Annotated in this window: 11 protein-coding genes; 7 read left to right on the top strand and 4 right to left on the bottom strand. The window is 67.2% G+C overall.

The window, feature by feature from the left end; genetic code table 11:
• Window positions 1-5: 5 nt before the first annotated feature.
• The 4 genes from QZ670_RS09015 to QZ670_RS09000 all read right to left on the bottom strand — a co-directional run bounded on the left by QZ670_RS09015 (window position 6) and on the right by QZ670_RS09000 (window position 7939).
• Complete coding sequence (locus QZ670_RS09015; RefSeq protein WP_294254072.1) at window positions 6-563, bottom strand: chemotaxis protein CheB; 558 nt, start codon at window positions 561-563, stop codon at window positions 6-8.
• A complete protein-coding gene (locus QZ670_RS09010) occupies window positions 560-1399 on the bottom strand; it encodes a protein-glutamate O-methyltransferase CheR (protein WP_294254070.1) in 840 nt (279 codons plus the stop codon). The genes QZ670_RS09015 and QZ670_RS09010 overlap by 4 nt, the downstream gene beginning before the upstream one ends.
• Window positions 1396-4842: a response regulator gene (locus QZ670_RS09005; RefSeq protein WP_294254068.1), complete on the bottom strand. Its 3447-nt coding sequence runs from the start codon at window positions 4840-4842 to the stop codon at window positions 1396-1398. The genes QZ670_RS09010 and QZ670_RS09005 overlap by 4 nt, the downstream gene beginning before the upstream one ends.
• 109 nt (window positions 4843-4951) lie before the next feature.
• Entirely contained in the window at window positions 4952-7939 is a 2988-nt protein-coding gene (locus QZ670_RS09000; protein ID WP_294254065.1) for a TonB-dependent receptor, read from the bottom strand.
• Between the two features lie 304 nt (window positions 7940-8243).
• Between QZ670_RS09000 and QZ670_RS08995 the strand changes: the two genes are divergently transcribed.
• The 7 genes from QZ670_RS08995 to QZ670_RS08965 all read left to right on the top strand — a co-directional run bounded on the left by QZ670_RS08995 (window position 8244) and on the right by QZ670_RS08965 (window position 18612).
• Window positions 8244-9614, top strand: coding sequence for a DUF1080 domain-containing protein (locus QZ670_RS08995; protein WP_294254063.1), 1371 nt, complete (start codon window positions 8244-8246; stop codon window positions 9612-9614).
• A 58-nt stretch (window positions 9615-9672) separates the two neighbouring features.
• Entirely contained in the window at window positions 9673-10986 is a 1314-nt protein-coding gene (locus tag QZ670_RS08990) for a Gfo/Idh/MocA family oxidoreductase (protein WP_294254060.1), read from the top strand.
• A 1-nt stretch (window position 10987) separates the two neighbouring features.
• Window positions 10988-11821, top strand: coding sequence for an FAD:protein FMN transferase (locus QZ670_RS08985; RefSeq protein WP_294254057.1), 834 nt, complete (start codon window positions 10988-10990; stop codon window positions 11819-11821).
• The gene (locus QZ670_RS08980; protein WP_294254053.1) at window positions 11818-13080 is read left to right on the top strand and encodes a Gfo/Idh/MocA family oxidoreductase; all 1263 of its coding nucleotides are present in this window, start codon (window positions 11818-11820) and stop codon (window positions 13078-13080) included. Before QZ670_RS08985 ends, QZ670_RS08980 begins: the two co-directional genes overlap by 4 nt.
• Window positions 13081-13103: 23 nt before the next feature.
• Window positions 13104-14285 (top strand): Gfo/Idh/MocA family oxidoreductase, encoded by a 1182-nt coding sequence (locus QZ670_RS08975; protein ID WP_294254051.1) that lies wholly within the window; start codon window positions 13104-13106, stop codon window positions 14283-14285.
• A gap of 348 nt (window positions 14286-14633) precedes the next feature.
• Complete coding sequence (locus QZ670_RS08970) at window positions 14634-15749, top strand: hypothetical protein (RefSeq protein ID WP_294254048.1); 1116 nt, start codon at window positions 14634-14636, stop codon at window positions 15747-15749.
• 136 nt (window positions 15750-15885) lie between these two features.
• The gene (locus tag QZ670_RS08965) at window positions 15886-18612 is read left to right on the top strand and encodes a TonB-dependent receptor (protein ID WP_294254045.1); all 2727 of its coding nucleotides are present in this window, start codon (window positions 15886-15888) and stop codon (window positions 18610-18612) included.

Below are 18612 nucleotides of genomic sequence, written 5' to 3'. Positions count from 1 at the left end.
GTGGCTCAGGCCAATCGCAGGAGGTGGGGCGCGATCGCTTCGATCGCGAGACGGGTGGCGCCTGGGTTCGCGGAGAGACCCGCGGCAGGCATGGTCGGTACGCGCGCAGTCGCGGGATCCTCGACGATCGCGGTGCCGCCGGTGCGGGCGACGGCGCGCAGCCCCTCGGCACCGTCCTGGTTGGCGCCGGTGAGCAGCACCGCGATCAGCCGGTTGCGCAGCGCATCGGCGGCGCTTTCCAGCAACAGGTCGATCGAAGGCCGGCTGTGGTTGACCGGATCGTCGGCGGAGAGCGCCATGCTGCCGTCGGGCTCGACCAGCAGATGGTAGTTGGCCGGCGCGAAATAGATGGTGCCCGGCTCGGGGACCTGCTTGTCCTCGGCCTCGCACACCTGCATCGCACAACGTGCCTCGAACAGCGCCGCCAGGCCGTGATCATGATCGGGCGGCACATGGACGACGATCAGCACCGGCCGCGGGAAGTCCGCCGGGAGTGCGGGCAGCAGCGTGAGCAGCGCCTGCACGCCCCCTGCCGAGGCGCCGATGACGACCATGCCGCTCATCGCTCGCGCCGCTGGTAGATCTTCTCCTCGCGGACGAAGTCGGCAAAGCCGGCGGCATGGTCGGAGAAGCGCAGGCTCTCCTTGCGGCCGAGACCCAGGAAACCGCGGCGGACCAGCGATTCCTCGAACAGCCCGACGGCGCGCTCCTGCAGCGCGCGATCGAAATAGATCAGCACGTTGCGGCACGAGATCAGGTGCATCTCGGCGAACACCGAATCGGTTGCCAGACTGTGATCGGAGAACACAACATTGGCGCGCAGGCTGCTGTCGAAGATCGCGCGGTCGTAATCGGCGACATAATAGTCGGAGAGCGAGGTGCGCGCGCCCGATTTCTGGTGGTTCTCGGTGAACTTGCGGATCTGGTCGAGCGGATAGACCCCCGCCTCGGCGGCCTTGAGCGCCTTGGGGTTGATGTCGGTCGCGTAGAAGATCGTGCGCTGCTCCAGCCCCTCCTCGCGGAACAGCATGGCGAGCGAATAGACTTCCTCGCCGTTGCTGCACCCGGCGATCCACACCTTGAGCGAGGGATAGGTGCGTAAGTGCGGGATCACCTTCTCGCGCAGCGCCCGGAAATAGCTGGGATCGCGGAACATCTCGCTCACCTGGACGGTGAGGTAGTTGAGCAGCTTGGCCAGCATGTCCGGGTCGTGCAGCAGCCGCTCCTGCAGGGCCGAGAAGCTGCTCACCCCCAGCCGCCCGCGCGCCTGGGTCAGCCGACGCTTGATCGAGGCGCGGGCATAATGGCGGAAGTCGTAATGGTAGCGCCGGTACAGCGCCTCCAGCAGCAGTTCGATCTCGATATCGTCGACATCGGGTTCCGGAGTTTCGTCGTTCATCGCGGCATCCAAACGCGGACGAGCGACAAGAGTTTATCGACGTCGATCGGTTTCGCCATGTAATCGCTGGCGCCCGCCTCGATGCAGCGTTCCTGGTCGTCGGGCATCGCCTTGGCGGTGAGCATGATGATCGGCAGCCTGGCCCAGCGCGGGTCCTGGCGGATCGCGCGGGTGGCGGTAAGGCCGTCCATCACCGGCATCATCACGTCCATCAGCGCGAGGTCGACGCCTTTCTCCGGATCGGCCGCCGCTTCGGCAAGCGCGTCGAGCGCCTCCTGGCCGTTGCGGGCGATGCGGACGAGCACGCCGCGCGGCTCCAGCACGCAGGTCAGCGAATAGACGTTGCGGACGTCGTCCTCGACGATCAGCACCCGGCGGCCTTCCAGCACCGCGTCGCGGCGGCGGGCGGCCTGGATCATCTCCTGCTGCTCGCTCGGCAGTTCCGCCACCACCTGGTGGAGGAACAGCGAGACCTCGTCGAGCAGCCGCTCGGGCGACTTGGCGCCCTTGATGATGATCGAACTGGAGTAGCGGCGCAGCTTCTGCTCGTCGTCGGCGCTGAGGTCGTGGCCGGTATAGACGATCACCGGCGGGAAACTGTGCGAACCGTCCTCCTCGCTCAGCGTCTCGAGCAGCGAATAGCCCGAGGCGTCGGGCAACGACAGGTCGAGCACCATGCAGTCGAAGGTCTGGCTGCGCAGCATCTCGAGGCACTCGGCGGCGGTGCGCACGCCGACCGTCTCGACGTCGTCGGTCTGGAGCAGGCGGGCGACGGCGTCGCGCTGGACATCGTCGTCCTCGACGATCAGCACGCGGCGGACGCGGCTGGCGGTGCGTTCCTGCAGGTTCTGCAGCACCTCGGCGAGCAGCTCGCGCTTGATCGGCTTGATGTGATAGCCGACCGCGCCCAGCGACAGCGCGGTCTGGCTCTGATCCGCGGCCGAGATGACGTGGATCGGAATGTGGCGGGTGCTGTCTTCCTGCTTCAGCTGATCGAGCACGATCAGCCCGGACTGGTCCGGCAGGCCGAGATCGAGCACCACGGCGCTAGGCCGATAGGTGCGCGCCAGCTGCAGCGCCTCGTCGGCGGTGCTGGCGACCAGGCACTGGAAGCCGAGCTCGCGCGACAGGTCGCAGACGATCGAAGCGAAGACGGGGTCGTCCTCGATCACCAGCAGATGACGCCCGCCCGGCACCAGCCGATCGCGATCGTCGTCCAGCACCCAGTCGGCTGCGGCAGCGGCACGGCGCGGCGGCGCGGGCGGGGCGACGGGAGCCGCCTGGGCAACAGGCTTGGCCGGAGCGGCAGGCACTGCTGGGAGCGCCCGCGGGGCAACCGCCTCCGCGTCGTAGTGGACCGGCAGCGTCAACGTGAAGGTGCTGCCCTCGCCCGGGCGGCTTTCCAGCGTGATGCCGCCGCCGAGCAGCCGCGCCAGCTCGCGCGAGATCGACAGGCCCAGCCCGGTGCCGCCATAGCGGCGGTTGATCGTGCCGTCGGCCTGGTGGAACGCCTCGAAGATCAACTTCTGCTGTTCGGGCGAAATGCCGATGCCGGTGTCGCGCACTGCGAAAGCGATCCGGTCGCCCTCGGCGCGGACCTGCAGCTTCACCGAACCCTTCTCGGTGAACTTGAGCGCGTTCGACAGCAGGTTCTTGAGGACCTGCTCCAGCCGCATCCGGTCGGTCTCGATGCCCTTGGGCGCGCTCTCGTCGAACAGGATTTCAAGCTCCAGCCCGCGCTGCTCCGCCACCGGCTGGAAGACCTGGCGGAGATCGGTGCCGAGCCGCACCAGGCTCACCGGCTCGGGGCGGATGTCGACATGGCCCGCCTCGATCTTCGACAGGTCGAGAATGTCGTTGATCAGCGTAAGCAGATCGTTGCCCGAGGATTCGATCGTGCGGGCGAACTTCACCTGCTCGGCGGTGAGCGTGTTGGGGCCGTTGTCGCCGAGCAGCTTGGCGAGGATCAGCAGCGAGTTGAGCGGCGTGCGCAGCTCGTGGCTCATGTTCGCGAGGAAGTCGCTCTTGTACTGGCTGGCCTGCTCCAGCTCGCGCGTCTTGACCAGCAGCGCGGCGCTGCCGCGCTCGAGCTCGTCGCGCTGGTTCTCCAGTGCCTGAGCCTGTTCTTCGAGCTGGCTGTTGGTCTGCTCCAGCTCGACCTGCTGCTGCTCGAGCATCGCCTGGGACTCGCGCAGCGCCCTGCCCTGCTCCTCCAGCTCCTCGTTGTTGACCTGCAGCTCCTCGCTCTGGGTCTGCAACTCGGCCGCCTGGCGCTGGGTTTCCTCCAGCGCATCCTGCAACTGGGCGCGGAAGCGTGCGGAGCGGAGCGCCACGCCGATCACCGGGGCAGCACGCTCCAGCAGCTCCACCATCATCGGGTCGGTCGGGTAGAAGAAGCCGAGCTCCAGCACCGCGTTGACCATGTCGTCGGCCTTGGCGGGGACGATCATCAGATGGCGCGGCTTGTCGCTGCCGAAGGCCGAGCCGATCTCCAGATAATGGTCGGGCACGTCGTCGAGCAGCATCGGCCTGCCCTCGGCCGCGACCCGGCCGAGCAGCCCTTCGCGCAGGCCGAACGCCTCGGGCACATCGGCATCGCCGGGGACGCCGAGTGTCGCAACGCGGCGGAACACCCCCGCCTCGCCCTTGAACAGCGCGCCGGCCTGGAAGCCGAGCTTGTCGGCTAGGTAGCCGAGCACCGCCTCGGCGATCTCTTCCACCGAACGGTCGCCCCGCACCGCCGCCGAAATGCCGAGCAGCCCGTTCTGCAGCCATTCTTCCCGGGCGCGGGCACGCAGGTTGCGGCGGACAAGCACGAAGATCATCAGCGTCAGCGCCGCGCCGATCAGGCTGGAGACGAGCCCGCTGGCGATCGCCGCCCGCGAGGCGGCGGCCATGTCGTCGAGCCGCTGCTGGCGGAGACGCCCCTCCTCCCGCGCCATAACGGCAAGCTGGGCGCGAATGGCGTCCATGCTGTTCTTGCCGGCGCCGGTCTCGACGATGGCCAGCGCGTTGGCGAGGCCCTTGGTGCGACGCAGCTCGATCGTCTCGCGCAGCTCGGCCAGCTTGGCGCCCACGTCGCGACGCAGCTGGACGATATTGTCCTGCTGCGCCTGGTTGTCGCTGACCAGGTCCTGGAGATGATCCAGCCGCGCGTCGAGCGTCTCGGTGGCCTTGGTGTAAGGCTCGAGATAGCTCTGCCCGCCGGTCAGCAAAAAGCCGCGCTGGCCGGTCTCGGCGTCCTGGACAGTCGACAGCAGCTCGTCGAGCGCGATCAGCACGGTGTGGCTGTGGCGGATCGCCGCATCGCTTTCGCCAAGGGCTACCACGTTGCGATAGGCAAGCGCGCCGCTGATCAGGAAAAAGGCGAGGCCGACGACCAGCCCCACCGTCGTCCAGGCGGAACGGCCGCCGGAGTCACGCAACAAATTCCGACGCTTCATGCACTCGATCCCAGAACAGGCCCCAGGATCCGCATACCGCGCCGCAATAGGAGAGCAATAGTCCTCGCGGACAGGGTGGGACAGGCACGATGCCCGTCCCACCAACCGGTTAGAACACGAAGTTCACCGCGAGTGCGTAGGTCCGACCGAAATAGGCGGTGTAGAGCGGGTCCTTGCGGACCGTATCCACCGTCAACCGGTTGGTCTCGTTGGTCAGGTTCTGCACCTCGGCGATCAGCTTGATGTGGTCGGTGAGGTTGTACGAGGCCGAGGCGTCGACGAAGATCGAACGGGCGTTGGCGGTAGAATCCGCATCGACCGAGCCGCTCGGCACCGCGGTGAGGAACGACGAGCGATAGTTGACCGTCGAGCGGATGCTGAACTTGCTGTCTTCATAGTAAAGTGTGCCGCTCGCCGTCTCGGGCGACAGGCCGACAAGCGGCGCGGTCCGCGAGAGCGTCGGCGAGATGATATAGTTGATGTTCGAACGCACCCGGGTGAAGTTGCCCAGCGCACCGAAATTCTTGAGCACGCCCGGCAGGAAGCTGAAGGGCAGCTGCACGTTCACTTCGAAGCCGCGCAGCGGGCCGCCCGGGGTATTGTTGCTGCGCTGGACGGTGAACTGGTCGGTCGGGCGCAGTTGGGTGCCGTTGAGCAGCGACAGCGGCAGGCCGATGTCCTGGAAGGCCAGGCTCTGGCTGGTCGTCTGGATATAGGTCTCGATGTCCTTGTAGAAATAGGCGACCGAGAGCAGCGATCCGGGGCGGAAATACCATTCGAGTGCGGCGTCGAAGGTATTCGCGCGGATCGGATCGAGGAACGGGTTGCTGAACGAGGCGGTCTGGATCACCAGGTTGGCCGAACCCGCCGGGATCAGCTGGCCATAGGCAGGCCGCGACATCACCCGCGCCGCCGAAACGCGCGCGATCAGGCTGGGCGTGATGTCGAGCGCGAGGTTCATCGACGGCAGCCAGTCCTCATAGGAGCGGCTGACATTGGAGATGACGAAGCGCGACGGGTAGAGCGATCCCGCCGGCGAGGCGGTGGTGATCGGGCCATAGGTATCGAGGCTGGTGCGGACATAGCGTACCCCGGCATCGCCACGTAGTGCGAAGGGCAGAACGTTCGACGTGTCGAACTTCGCCATCAGATAGCCCGACGTGTATTTCTCGTCGACGCCGCCATAGGTGCCCTTGGCGCATTCGATGCTGCAATAGACATAATTGTCGAGCCCGACGACCTGGCGGAACTTATCCGGATCGATCGAGACGAAGTCCTGCAGATTGCCGCCGAGATTCTTGCCGACGCCGGTGGTGACGAAGCTGAAATCGGCGATCGACGCGCCCGCCGGCAGCGCCAGCGGGGTGTTGGTGGCGAGCTGGCGCTCGCGCGCGGTGTATTTGTTGGTGCGATACTGGCCGCCGACCTGGATCGAGAAGCCCGGCGTCACCTTCCAGTCGGCGTTGAGTTCGAAGGTCTTGCTGGTGATCGTGTTGCGGCGGATGAAGTTGGAGAGCTGGCCGCGTTGGTCGCCATTGGCGAGCGGCGGACCGTACTGGAACAGCGCGGGATTGGTCGTGTCGATCCCGTAGCCGATCTTCGGGATGTTGGGATTGTCGCGGAAATCGATCGACCAGTTGCGGGTATCGTTGGAGTCGATCGCCACCTGCAGGCGGTTCACGTCGAGCTGCGACTGGTTGATGCCGGCGAGGCCGAACAGCCGGAAAGCGTCCGAGAAGCGATGGTCGAAGTTGAGGTTCGCCTGCTTGTATTCGGAGGTGAAGCGCTCGTCCTGCATTTCCGAGCGCAGGTCGACGCCGTCGAACAGCCCGTGGATCAGCGAGCCGTTGCTGTCGACCTCGATCTCGCGCACCGAGGTGAGCGGCTGGCCGTTATTCGAGATGGCGCGGCCGAACGAACGCGCGTCGAACATCGTGTCGAGCCGCTTGACCTTGAAACGCGAATAGAGTCCGTCGAGCGAAATGTCGGTATTGTCGTCGGGTTTCCACTGCAGCGTCAGCGAGCCGGCGATGCGCTCCTGGTTCTGGCTGCCCTTCACCGGACGCGGCAGGCGCGGCAGGTAGACGCCACCGCCGGGCTTTCCGTTCACGCCCGTCCGGCTCATGATATAGTCATAGGCCGCCTGGTTGCCGGTGCGCGGATTGTTGGTGCTGCAGTTGTTCGCATCCGCGCCGATCGACGCGCCGCTCGGCTGGGTGTAGCCGGAGACCGGACTGTTCACCGGCGCGCCCTTGTAGACATAGCCGACGGGCGTGCAGAACGGGAAGATCACGCCCGCATTGGCAGCGCCGGCGGGCTGCGCCAGACCATAGACCGTCGTCGGCACGACGTCCGCCGCCGAATAGGCATATTCGTCGATATGGCGCTTCGAATAGGCAATGCTGCCGAGCACGCCGAAGCTGTCGCCGAACTTCTTGGAGACGAGCGCGGAGAGGCGCGGATCGACGTTCTTGCGGATGTCGTTGTAGATGCCGCGCGCGGTGGCGGAGAGGACGAAGTCCTTCTTCTGATCGAACGGCTTGGGCGCGCGCAGGTCGACGGTGGCGCCCAGCGAGCCCTCTTCCACATCGGCCGAGGTCGTCTTGCGCACGGCCAGCGACGAGAAGATCTCGGTCGGGAACGTCACGAAGTCGAACGAGCGGCCGGTCGCGACGCCGCCGCGGATGTCGCTGCCGCTGACCTGCGACACGCCTTCCATGCCGTTGATCCGCACCCGGGTGAACTGCGCGCCGAGGCCGCGGACCGAGATGTTGCGCCCCTCGCCGCCGTCCCCGCGGGAGAGCGCCACTCCGGGGATGCGCTGCATCGACTCGGCGAGGTTCGAATCCGGAAACTTGCCGATATCTTCCGCAACGATGCTGTCGACCGCGGCGGTTTCGGAACGCTTCAGGCTGAGCGCGCTGTTGAGCGAGGCGCGGAAGCCGGTGACGACGATTTCGTTGTTCTGCGCGTCGTCCGCCTGCACGGGCGCGGGTTGTTCCTGTGCGTTCTGTGCGGCGGCGGACGTTGCGATCAGCGCGGCGAGCACGCTGGATGATGCGAACAAGGCGCATTTGTGGCCACGAACAGTGTCCATATCCCCTCTCCCATTTCGCGCGCACCTCCGTCTAAAGCTTTGTGGTGCGCGGGTGTTGTCGCCCCCTCTTCGGGTGTACGACCTGCAATAATGCGTAACAGGCGATGTGCTGTCTGGCAACTGTGCCTGACCAATTTGCCAGATAGCGTTGTCAGACCTTTGTCGTGCCAGACAAGGCACTTGCAAGTGGCCCGACCACGTTTTACGCCTAGCGCATCAAGAGCTTTTCGCCGCAAGCCTTTGGGAAGCGGACGGGGCCACTTCATGGACGAGGGGAGAGATTGTGGTTCGCACACTCGCACTGTTGGCATTTGCCGCCCTGCCGGCAAGCACGCTTCCCCTCGCCGCGGCACCGCCCGCCCGCACCGCACCCGCCCAGGCTCCCTGGCGCGACCTCATGCCCAAGGCAGACCTCTCCGGCTGGCACCGCACCGGCGGCAACGCGACCTACGAGATGGTGAGCGACGAGCTGGTCGGCCGCGCGGTGATCGGCAAGGGCAATAGCTGGCTCGTCTCGGACCAGCTCTATGGCGACTTCATCGTCGAGTTCGATGCCAAGACCGATCCGTCGCTCAATTCGGGCATGATGATCCGCGGCCAGAGCCGGCCCGACTATCGGAACGGCGTGGTGTTCGGCTACCAGGCCGAGATCGACCCCTCGCCGCGCGCGTGGAGCGCCGGCATCTATGACGAGCAGCGCCGCCAATGGCTCTACACGCTCGGCCGCAACGAGGCGGCGCGCAAGGCGTTCAGACCCGGCGACTGGAACCACTACCGCGTCGAGGCGATCGGCAACCGCATCCGCACCTTCCTCAACGGCGTCCCCGCCGCCGACATCGTCGACGATACCGATGCGCGCGGCTTCCTCGCCTTCCAGGTCCATGCCCTGCCCGACGCGGTCGCGGCCAAGGGCCCCGAGGTGCGCTTCAAGGGGCTGCGCATTATCACCGACTCCCCTGCCCGCTATGCGCTGCCCGAAACCAAGGTGGAGCAGCAGGGCTGGCAGTCCAACCAGCTGACCGCCGCCGAGCGCCGCGCCGGCTGGACGCTGCTGTGGGACGGCCGCACCTCGAAGGGCTGGCGCTCGGCCAAGGGCGGCGGCTTTCCGGCCAAGGGCTGGAGCATCGCCGACGGCATCCTGACGGTCGAGAAGAACGGCGGCGGCGGCGATATCGCCACCGCGGCGACTTACCGCAACTTCGAGCTGTCGGTCGATTTCCGGCTGAGCGAGGGCGCCAATAGCGGCATCAAGTATCTGCTCCCGCCGCTGCAGAATGGCGGCGTTTCCAATGTCGGCTTCGAATATCAGCTGCTCGACGATGCGCGGCATCCCGACGCCAAGATGGGCCGCGACGGCAACCGCACGCTCGCCTCGCTCTACGACCTGATCCCGGCGCGCAATCTTTCCGACCCGTCGAGCCCGGGCAAGCGCGGCAACCCGCCGGGCGAATGGAACCGCGCGACGATCCTCGTTCGCGGCAATCATGTCGAGCATTGGCTGAACGGCTTCAAGGTCGTCGAATATGAGCGCGGCTCGGATGCGCTCAAGGCGGCGATCGCCGAGAGCAAGTTCGCCAAGATCGCCGGCTTCGGCACCACGGCCGAGGGCGCGATCCTGCTGCAGGACCATGGCGACCGCGTCGACTTCCGCTCGATCAAGCTGCGTCGGTTCTGAGGAATCTGCGCCGTACCGTTGCAATCACGACTATAAAGAACCGAGGGGAAGCACTGCCATGTTCGACCGTCGAACGGTGATGAAGGGCGCCGCCGCAACCGGCGCACTGGCGATCAGCGCCAGCAGCTATGCGCGCATCCTGGGGGCGAACGACCGCATCCGCGTCGGGATCGTCGGCGTCAACGGGCGCGGCCAGGCGCATATGAGCGCCTTCGCCAAGCAGCCAAACGTCCAGGTCACCCATTTCGCCGACGTGGATTCGACGGTGCTCGCCAAGCGCGCCGGCGAGTTCGCCCAGCGCCATGGCAACACGGTCGAGACCACCGGCGACTATCGCCGGCTGCTCGACACCAAGGCGGTCGACGTAATCACCGTCGCCACGCCCGACCATTGGCACGCCAAGGTCGCGATCGACGCGATGAACGCCGGCCGCAACGTCTATATCGAAAAGCCCATCGGCATCGCGCCGGCCGAAGGAGAGGCGCTGATCGCCGCGCAGAAGCGCACCGGCCGGGTGCTCCAGGTCGGCAACCAGCAGCGCTCGAGCGTCGAGACCCGCCAGCTGCTCGACCTGATCCGCGCCGGCGAGCTGGGCGACGTCTACGAGGCGCAGACCTGGTACGCCAACAATCGCAAGTCGATCGGCAAGGGCCAGATCGTGCCGCCGCCCGCCGATCTCGACTGGGCCATGTGGCAGGGGCCACGTCCGCGCGGACCGTATCGCTCGAACCTCGTCCACTATAACTGGCACTGGTTCTGGAAGTACGGCACCGGCGAGATCTGCAACAACGCGATGCACGAGCTCGACATCGCGCGCTGGCTGATGGGCGTCACCTATCCCGCCACCGTCACCGCGCGCGGCGCCCGCCGCTTCTACCAGGGCGACGACTGGGAGATGTACGACTCGCTCGCGCTGAACCTCGGCTTCGAGGGCGGCCGCACGATCCGCTGGGACGGCGAGAGCTGCAACGGCATGCTCCGCTATGGCCGTGGCCGCGGCACGCTGCTGCTCGGGACCAAGGGTTCGGCGGTGGTCGATCGCAACGGCTTCGAGCTGTACGACCTTGCCGGCAAGCGGATCCGCGAAGTGAAGGCACCGGCGGAATCGGAAACGACCGGCACCGTCGGCGAAGGCGCGCTCGACGTCTACCACGCCGCCAACTTCCTCGGCGTGGTCCGCGGCACCGAGACGGCGCTGCACTCGCCGATCCAGGAGGGGCATATCAGCACGACGCTCTGCCACCTCGGCAACATGGCCTATCACACCGGCGGCGCGATCACCGTCGATCCCGCCACCGGCAAGCCCAAGGAAGCTGCGGCGCGGAAGCTCTGGGCGGTCGATTACGAGCCCGGCTGGGAAGTGCGCGGCTGATATGACCGACATGGAGGCGAGCGTGGCGCGGTTCGCCGCCATGGGCACGCGGGTCGAGCTGCACCTGTTCGGCTGCGACGACCCCGCCGCGCTCGCCGCCGCCAAGGCGGCGATTCTCTCGGTGGAGGACGCGCTGACGATCCACCGCCCCTCGCCTGCCACCGCGCTCAACGACGCGCTCTCTCGCGGCGGAAGTGCGGTGGTGGAGGACCGACTGCTGTTCGGCGCACTGCTGCAGGTAGATGCGCTTTGGCGCGAGACCGGCGGGCTGTTCGACCCCAGCCTCGGTAGCTGGTCCTCGCTCACGATCGATCCCGCCAGCCGCCAGGTTTCAACCGATCGCCCGCTGACCTTCGACTTCGGTGGCTTCGGCAAGGGCCATGCGCTCGACCACGCCGTCACCGCGCTTCGGGCGATGGGCGTGACCTCCGCCCTGCTCTCCGCCGGCGAAAGCTCGATCGCGGTGCTCGGCCAACACCCGCTCGGCGGCGGCTGGCCGCTCGCCGTGCCGCACCCCGAGGACGAGGGGGCCTGGCTGGTCGAACTGGAGCTGCAGGACGCATCGCTGTCGATCTCGTCCACCATCGGCACCGGCGCCGCCAAGCCGGGCCGCGCCGCGATGATCCGCCCGACCGACGGCGCGATCGTCACCACCCCCGCCACCGCCGTCGCGGCCGCCGCGACCGGTGCCGAGGCCGAGGCGCTGAGCACCGCGCTGCTCGTCGCCGACCCCGTCGCCCGCGACCGACTGCGCGCGGCGGCTCCCGAACACCGCTTCATCTTTCCCCATGCCGCGCCCGTCGGCGCCGAGCGAGCACTGGAACCTACCGCATGACCGACGACGATTTCGCGCTATCCCGCCGCACCTTTCTCGACCGGGTGCTGCTCGCCTCCGCCGGCGTGGGAATGAGCGCCGCCGCCCCCTGGGCCGCCCGCGCCGCCGAGGACATCGCCAAGGGCCCGCGCGTCCGCATCGGCGTGATCGGCACCGGCGATCGCGGCCGCACGCTGATCCAGAACCTCAACAAGACGCGCAACTGCACCGTCGCCGCGCTGTGCGACAATTTCGAGCCGCACATGGCCAAGGCGCGGGCCTATGTGCCCGCCAACACCCCGATCTTCACCGATCACCGCAAGATGCTGGAGGCCCGGCAGATCGACGCGGTGGTGATCGCCACCCCGCTCGATCTCCATGCCCGCCACACCATCGATGCGCTCGACGCGGGCTATCCGGTGTTCTGCGAAAAGGCGATGGCGCGGACGATCGCCGATTGCAGCGCGATGGTCACGCGCGCCCGCCAGCGCGGCAAGATCCTCCAGATCGGCCATCAGCGGCTGTTCAACCCGACCTATCTGAATGCGCTCAAGCGCGCGCAGGCGGGCGAGATCGGCCCGATCACCCAGATCCGCGCCAGCTGGCACCGCAATCGCAGCTGGCGCCGCCAGATCCCGCCCGGCGGCACCGAGCGCGAGATCAACTGGCGGCTCTATCGCGATCGCTCGGCCGGGCTGATGACCGAGCTGGCGACGCACCAGCTCCAGGTCGCCAACTGGTTCATGGGCGGCCTGCCCACGCGCGTGATGGGATCGGGCAGCATCTGCTTCTGGAAGGACGGCCGCGACGTCTACGACCAGGTCGCGCTGATCTACGATTATTCGGATGGGCGAAAGGTGATCTACACCTCGATGCTCAACAATGCCCGCTATGGCTGCGAGGAGCAGATTCAGGGCAGCAAGGGCACGATCGAACCCGAGCTGGGCCGGATCTACCAGGAAGTCCAGCCCGGCGCGGTGCCCGCCCTCGCCCGCATGCGCGCGGACGTGCAGGCCGGCCGCAAGAACACCGTGCCGATCGGCGGCGCCACCTGGTTCCCCGAACTCCCGGTGACCACCCCCGGCGATTCGCTCGGCTGGGGCGAATATGACGAGACGATGCTCCAGTTCGAGGGCTTCGGCGAAGCGGTGCGCAGCGGCAAGGAAGTGCCGGGGCTGCTCGCCCAGGCTTATCATGCCAGCGTCGCCTCGCTGCTCGGCGAGCAGGCGATCGATCAGGGCAAGGCGCTCGCCTGGCCGACCGACCTCGTCACCTTCTGACCTTCTCCCAAAGGGATAGCATCATGGACATGATCGATCGCCGCCTGCTCCTCGCCAGCGCCGGGCTTATCGGCGCCGGGCTCGCCGGCACCGCCCGCGCCCAATCGACCGCGCAGGGCAACGGCGTCTCCGCCAATGCCGCGCCGACCGGGCCGGACCCGAGCGCCAAGGACCGCATCCGCTTCGCCGTGATCGGGCTCGACCATTCGCACATCTATGCGATGACCGACGCGCTGATCCGCGGCGGCGGCACGCTGGTGGCGGTGCATGCGGGCGACCCCAAGCAGCTGATCCCCTTCCGCGCCCGCTATGGCGATGTGAAGGTGGCGCGCAGCGAAGCCGAGATCCTCGACGACAAGAGCGTGCAGGTGGTCGCGAGCGCCTCGATCCCCAATCTGCGTGCGCCGCTCGGCGTCCGGGTGATGCGCGCGGGCAAGGATTTCCTGTCGGACAAGCCGGGCATCACCAGCCTCGCCCAGCTCGCCGAGGTGCGCCGCACCATCGCCGAGACGAAGCGAAAGTTCGCGATCATGTATTCGGAACGGCTCGAGGTGCGCGCCGCGGTGAAGGCGGGCGAGCTGGTCCATGCCGGCGCGATCGGCCGCGTGGTGCAGACCATCAACATCGCCCCGCACCGGGTGAGCGCGCCGAGCCGGCCCGATTGGTTCTGGGACGTCGCCAATTATGGCGGCATCCTCACCGATATCGGCAGCCACCAGGCGGACCAGTTCGTCTTCTACACCGGCTCCACCGAAGCGCAGGTGGTAGCCTCGCAGGTCGGCAATTTCGCCACGCCGAACCACCCCAAGTTCCAGGATTTCGGCGACATGATGCTGACCGGCAATGGCGGCACCGGCTATGTCCGCGTCGACTGGTACACGCCGGACGGGCTGCCGACCTGGGGTGACGGCCGCGTATTCATCCTCGGCACCGAGGGCTATATCGAGCTGCGCAAGTACGTCGACATCCACGGGCGGCCGGGGGGCAACCACCTGTTCCTCGCCGACGCCAAGGGCACGCGCTACATCGATTGCAGCACCGTGCCGCTGCCCTTCGGCCCGCAATTCGTCACCGACGTGGTCCAGCGCACCGAGGTCGCGCAGAACCAGGCCCAGGCACTGCTCGCCGCCGAGCTGGTGCTGACCGCGCAGGACAAGGCGCGGACGCTGGCGGGCGGGCAGCGGCCGCCGGTCCAGGGCGGCTGAACCACCACCGCTGCGCTCGGGGAAGGTCTGCTCCGCAACGGACCTTCCCGATCCGCCCGGCTGCAGCGCCGCGCTGCACCTGCATATCATCAGGGCCTCGGGGGGGAAGCACATCCCCCGGCTGATCACGGGGCACGCGAGCCGCGCCATCGCGACCGCCAAGCAGGCTGGCGCTACCACTCCGTTCCGGACCAGCTTCCCCTTTCGCAACCGCTGCCATTGGTCGATTAAGGTGAACATAGCGGAAACGCGAACCCTCCGCGCTACCACCGTCGGCCGATGTTTTCTGCTGGCGTGCGTATCAAGCGTGCGACGCGCCGGAGACATTCTGGTCAGGGGTGGGTGGACATGCCGACATTCGGACACGACGCCTTGGAACATGTCGCTCCGGGCGCAGCGCCCGAGCCGCCAATCGTCGCGCAGCCGAAGCGCCAGCTGCAGCGCCCCTGCCCGCCCGATGCGCCGGTACCCGCAGAGTCGGCAGCCTCGCACGCGGCGATCGTCGCACGCGCGGTGGCCATGCTGGGGAGGGTCGGTGCCGACGGCGCCGCGACGCCCTTCCCTGGCCGGGGAGGCGACGTACAGGCCCCCAGCCTGGACGCCGTCCGCACCCTCGACCTGTTCGTGCAGATCCTGATCGCGGATGCGCTGCTCGACGCCGATATCGATGCGCGGCATCCGGCGATTGTAGCGACGGTGCGGCAGATCCTACGCCATCGCCGGGCAGCCGATCCTGCCCAGCGCGGCGAGACCGACCGCTACCATGACATCACCGGCGAGGTAGGCGAACTCGCGCAGATCCTGCTGCTGTTCGCGCGGCTGAGCAGGCGCGATCTGATCGCCACCCACTGCGCGCCGCCGCTTGCCGTGTTGCTCGCCTATGCCGAGGCCGATGGGGTGCTTCCCACCTGGGTATTGCCGAACAACGCAGCGCCGGATGCGGTGGAGACCGTCGCCAGCCTCGTCTATGCGCTCGCCCGGTGGGACGCGCGGCGGTTCCTCGGGATGATCGTCGCGGGCGCCCGCTGGGTGGCGGATCGCCAGCAGGCGGACGGCAGTTGGGCATCGGCGGCAGGGATTGATCCCTATCACGGTACCTGGCTGGCCTTGCGCCTGCTGGGCGCCGTGATGCCCAACCACCCCGCCGTGGCATGTGGCGCCCGCTTCCTCCACGCAAGCCGTCACCCCGGCCTGGGCTGGGGAATGGACGGCGCCGACCCGCTTGCCACGGCGCTGGCCGTCCTGGCGCTGCGGGCGACGCGAACCGAACTTCCCCGCGCCTTGGCAGGCGAAGCGCGCGCCGTGCTCATGCCCGGCGCCGAGGGATGGCAGGCTCGGCCGCTGCTGCGCTTCGCCCGCACGGCCACAGGCCTGCCGGTCCTGGTCGATCACGGCAGCAGCGCGGTGACGGCGCTGTTCGCCCTCAAGGCCAGTGAAGCGCTGGAGACCCACCGCTCCTCCTGAGCCGTGCCAAGGCATGTCCTCAGAAGGAAAATCATCCCCGTCAAAACCCCGAGGCGACGTTCACTGAAATTTATGGCTCTTTCGGCAAACCAGGCAGTCAAACCAAAGCAAAAGCTTGGGAAAGAGAGGAGCCGATATGTCGAAATGGGCATTGTTGCTGTCCGCGGGCATTGTTGCCCTAGCGGCACCCGCGGCGGCGCAGGATCTGCGCGGATCCGCCGCCAACACCCCTCCCGCAGCCGAAAACGACTCGCCCAATTCGGCGGATATCGTGGTCACCGCCACCCGTCGTTCGGAGCGGCTGTCCAACGTGCCGATCGCGGTGTCCGCCTTCGGCCAGGCGGCGCTGCAGAATTCGGGCGCGACCGACATTCGCCAGATGACGCAGATCGCCCCCTCTCTGCTCGTTTCCTCCACCGGCTCCGAAGCCAATGCCGCGGCGCGTGTGCGCGGTATCGGCACGGTAGGCGACAACCCCGGCCTCGAAAGCTCGGTCGCGGTGTTCATCGACGGCATCTACCGCAGCCGCACCGGCTCGGGCCTCAACGACATGGGCGAGATCGAGCGGATCGAGGTGCTGCGCGGGCCGCAGGGCACGCTGTCCGGCCGCAATTCCTCGGCAGGCGCGATCAGTATCTACACCAAGGTTCCCGAATTCCGCTTCGGCGGCTTCGCCGAGGCGACCTATGGCAATTTCAATGCCGTCCGCCTGTCGGGCGCGCTGACCGGCCCGGTGGTGAAGGACCTGGTCGCCTTCCGCCTCGACGGGGTCTATTCGAAGCGCGACGGCTATCTCCACGACGTCGTCAACAATACCGACTATAATGACCGCAACCGCTATTTCGTGCGCGGCCAGCTGCTCTTCACCGTAAACCCCGATCTCGGCATTCGCCTGATCGCCGACTACACCCATCGCAACGAGAAATGCTGCGGCGCCGTCTATATGGACACGCGCGAGAAGCTGGACCCCACCCCCGGCGTGCCCGGCGATTTCGCGATCAACCCCGCCGGCAACCGCATCACCGCGATCCTGCGCAGCCTGGGCGGCGTGCTGCCGAGCGAAGGCACCCCCTATAACCGCCAGATCGCGCTCACGTCCGGTCGCGCCTATGCCAACCTCACCACCGATTACGGCCTCTCCGCGCGCGTCCGCTGGAATCTCGGGTCGACGCAGCTGACCTCGCTCACCGCCTATCGTGAGTACAAGTCTGCGGGCGCTGGCGACATCGATTACGGCAATGTCGACATCGCCTACCGCCCGAACGACGGCAACGCCTATCGCCAGTTCCACACCTTCAGCCATGAGAGCCGCTTCTCGGGCACGATCCTGGGCGACAAGCTCGACTGGCTGGTCGGCGGTTATTATGCGCACGAGAAGCTGCGCGTGGCGGACAATCTCCGCTTCGGCACCCAGTACGGCGCCTTCGCCGCCTGCCGGATGGTGGCGACGATCAACCCGGCGGCAGCGCTGCGCGATCCAAAGCGGCCCGGCTGCCTGAGCGCCGCGGGCCGTGCCGTGCTCACGCCCGCGGTCGGCCCGCAAGTCATCGGTGGCATCGATCGGCTGAGCACGCTCAACGATCTCGGCTCGACGCTGGACCTGTACGACCAGACCAGCGAGAACTGGGCCTTCTTCACCCACAATATCTACAAGCTGACCAAGACGCTCAGCTTCACCCTCGGCGCGCGCTACACGCACGAAAGCAAGTCGCTGCAGGCGTCGTTCAACAACAACAACACCGTCTGCCCCTCGCAGCAGGCGGCGATGGCGCCGTTGCTCGCCAGCACCAACGCGACGCTGCAGTCGCTTGCCGGCGGCATCGTCACGCTGACCTGCACCGGCAATTCCACCTCGGCGCTGACCGGGGTGCCCTTTGCGGACAAGTTCAAGGAAGGCCAGCTGACCGGCACCGCGGTGCTCTCGTGGAAGCCGGCGGAGAGCACGCTCTTCTATGCCTCCTATGCGCGGGGCTACAAGGCGGGCGGCTACAATCTCGATCGCTCGGACCTGTCAACGACGGTGTTCGCCACCCCGCGCCCGTCTTCGGTGACCAACCTGCGCTTCGATCCGGAGACGGTGAACGCCTTCGAGATCGGCGCCAAGTACAGCGCGCGCCACATCACCGCGAACATGGCGCTGTACCGCTCGGAGTTCACCAACTTCCAGCTCAACACCTTCAACGGCACCAGCTACATCGTCCAGAATATCGGCGGCTGCAGCACCGCGCTCAACGGCGCCGATCGCGACAACAGCTCGGCGACGGGGGCCTGCACCGGCAGCGTCGGCAAGGGCGTGGTGACGCAGGGCGTGGAACTGGAGCTCGGCTTCTACCCGACCTCCAACTTCACGGTGAATCTCGGCTACACGCTGGCCGACGCCAAATACCAGCGCGACCTGGTCGGCTCCAAGGCCGGCGAGCCGCTGAACTCGGCGCTGTTCCTGCTCCCCGGCAGCCAGATGTCCAACGCGCCCCGCAACACGGTGACCAGCGCAGTGACCTGGACCCCGCCGATCGGCAGCAACGGCATGACCGCGCTGTTCTATGTCGATGGCCGCATGACCAGCGACTACAACACCGGCTCGGACCTGTTCGTTGAAAAGCTGCAGGACGGCTTCGTCACGATGAACGCGCGCATCGGCCTGCGCGGACCCGACGAGAAATGGGCGGTGGAGCTTTGGGCGCAGAACCTGCTCGACACCAACTACCAGCAGGTCGCATTCAACCTGCCCTTCCAGGGCGCCGGCAGCCGCTCGCAGGTCCAGGCGTTCGGCGCGCCGAGTTTCGCGGTGGGCAATGCGATGTTCGGCTCGTTCCTGGCAGAGCCGCGCACCTATGGCCTGACGCTGCGCACGCGGTTCTGA

It is taken from the genome of uncultured Sphingomonas sp., from assembly GCF_913774285.1.
GTDB lineage: Bacteria > Pseudomonadota > Alphaproteobacteria > Sphingomonadales > Sphingomonadaceae > Sphingomonas.
Note: the sequence above shows the minus strand (reverse complement) of the source record. Positions and strands in the feature narration are given on the sequence as shown.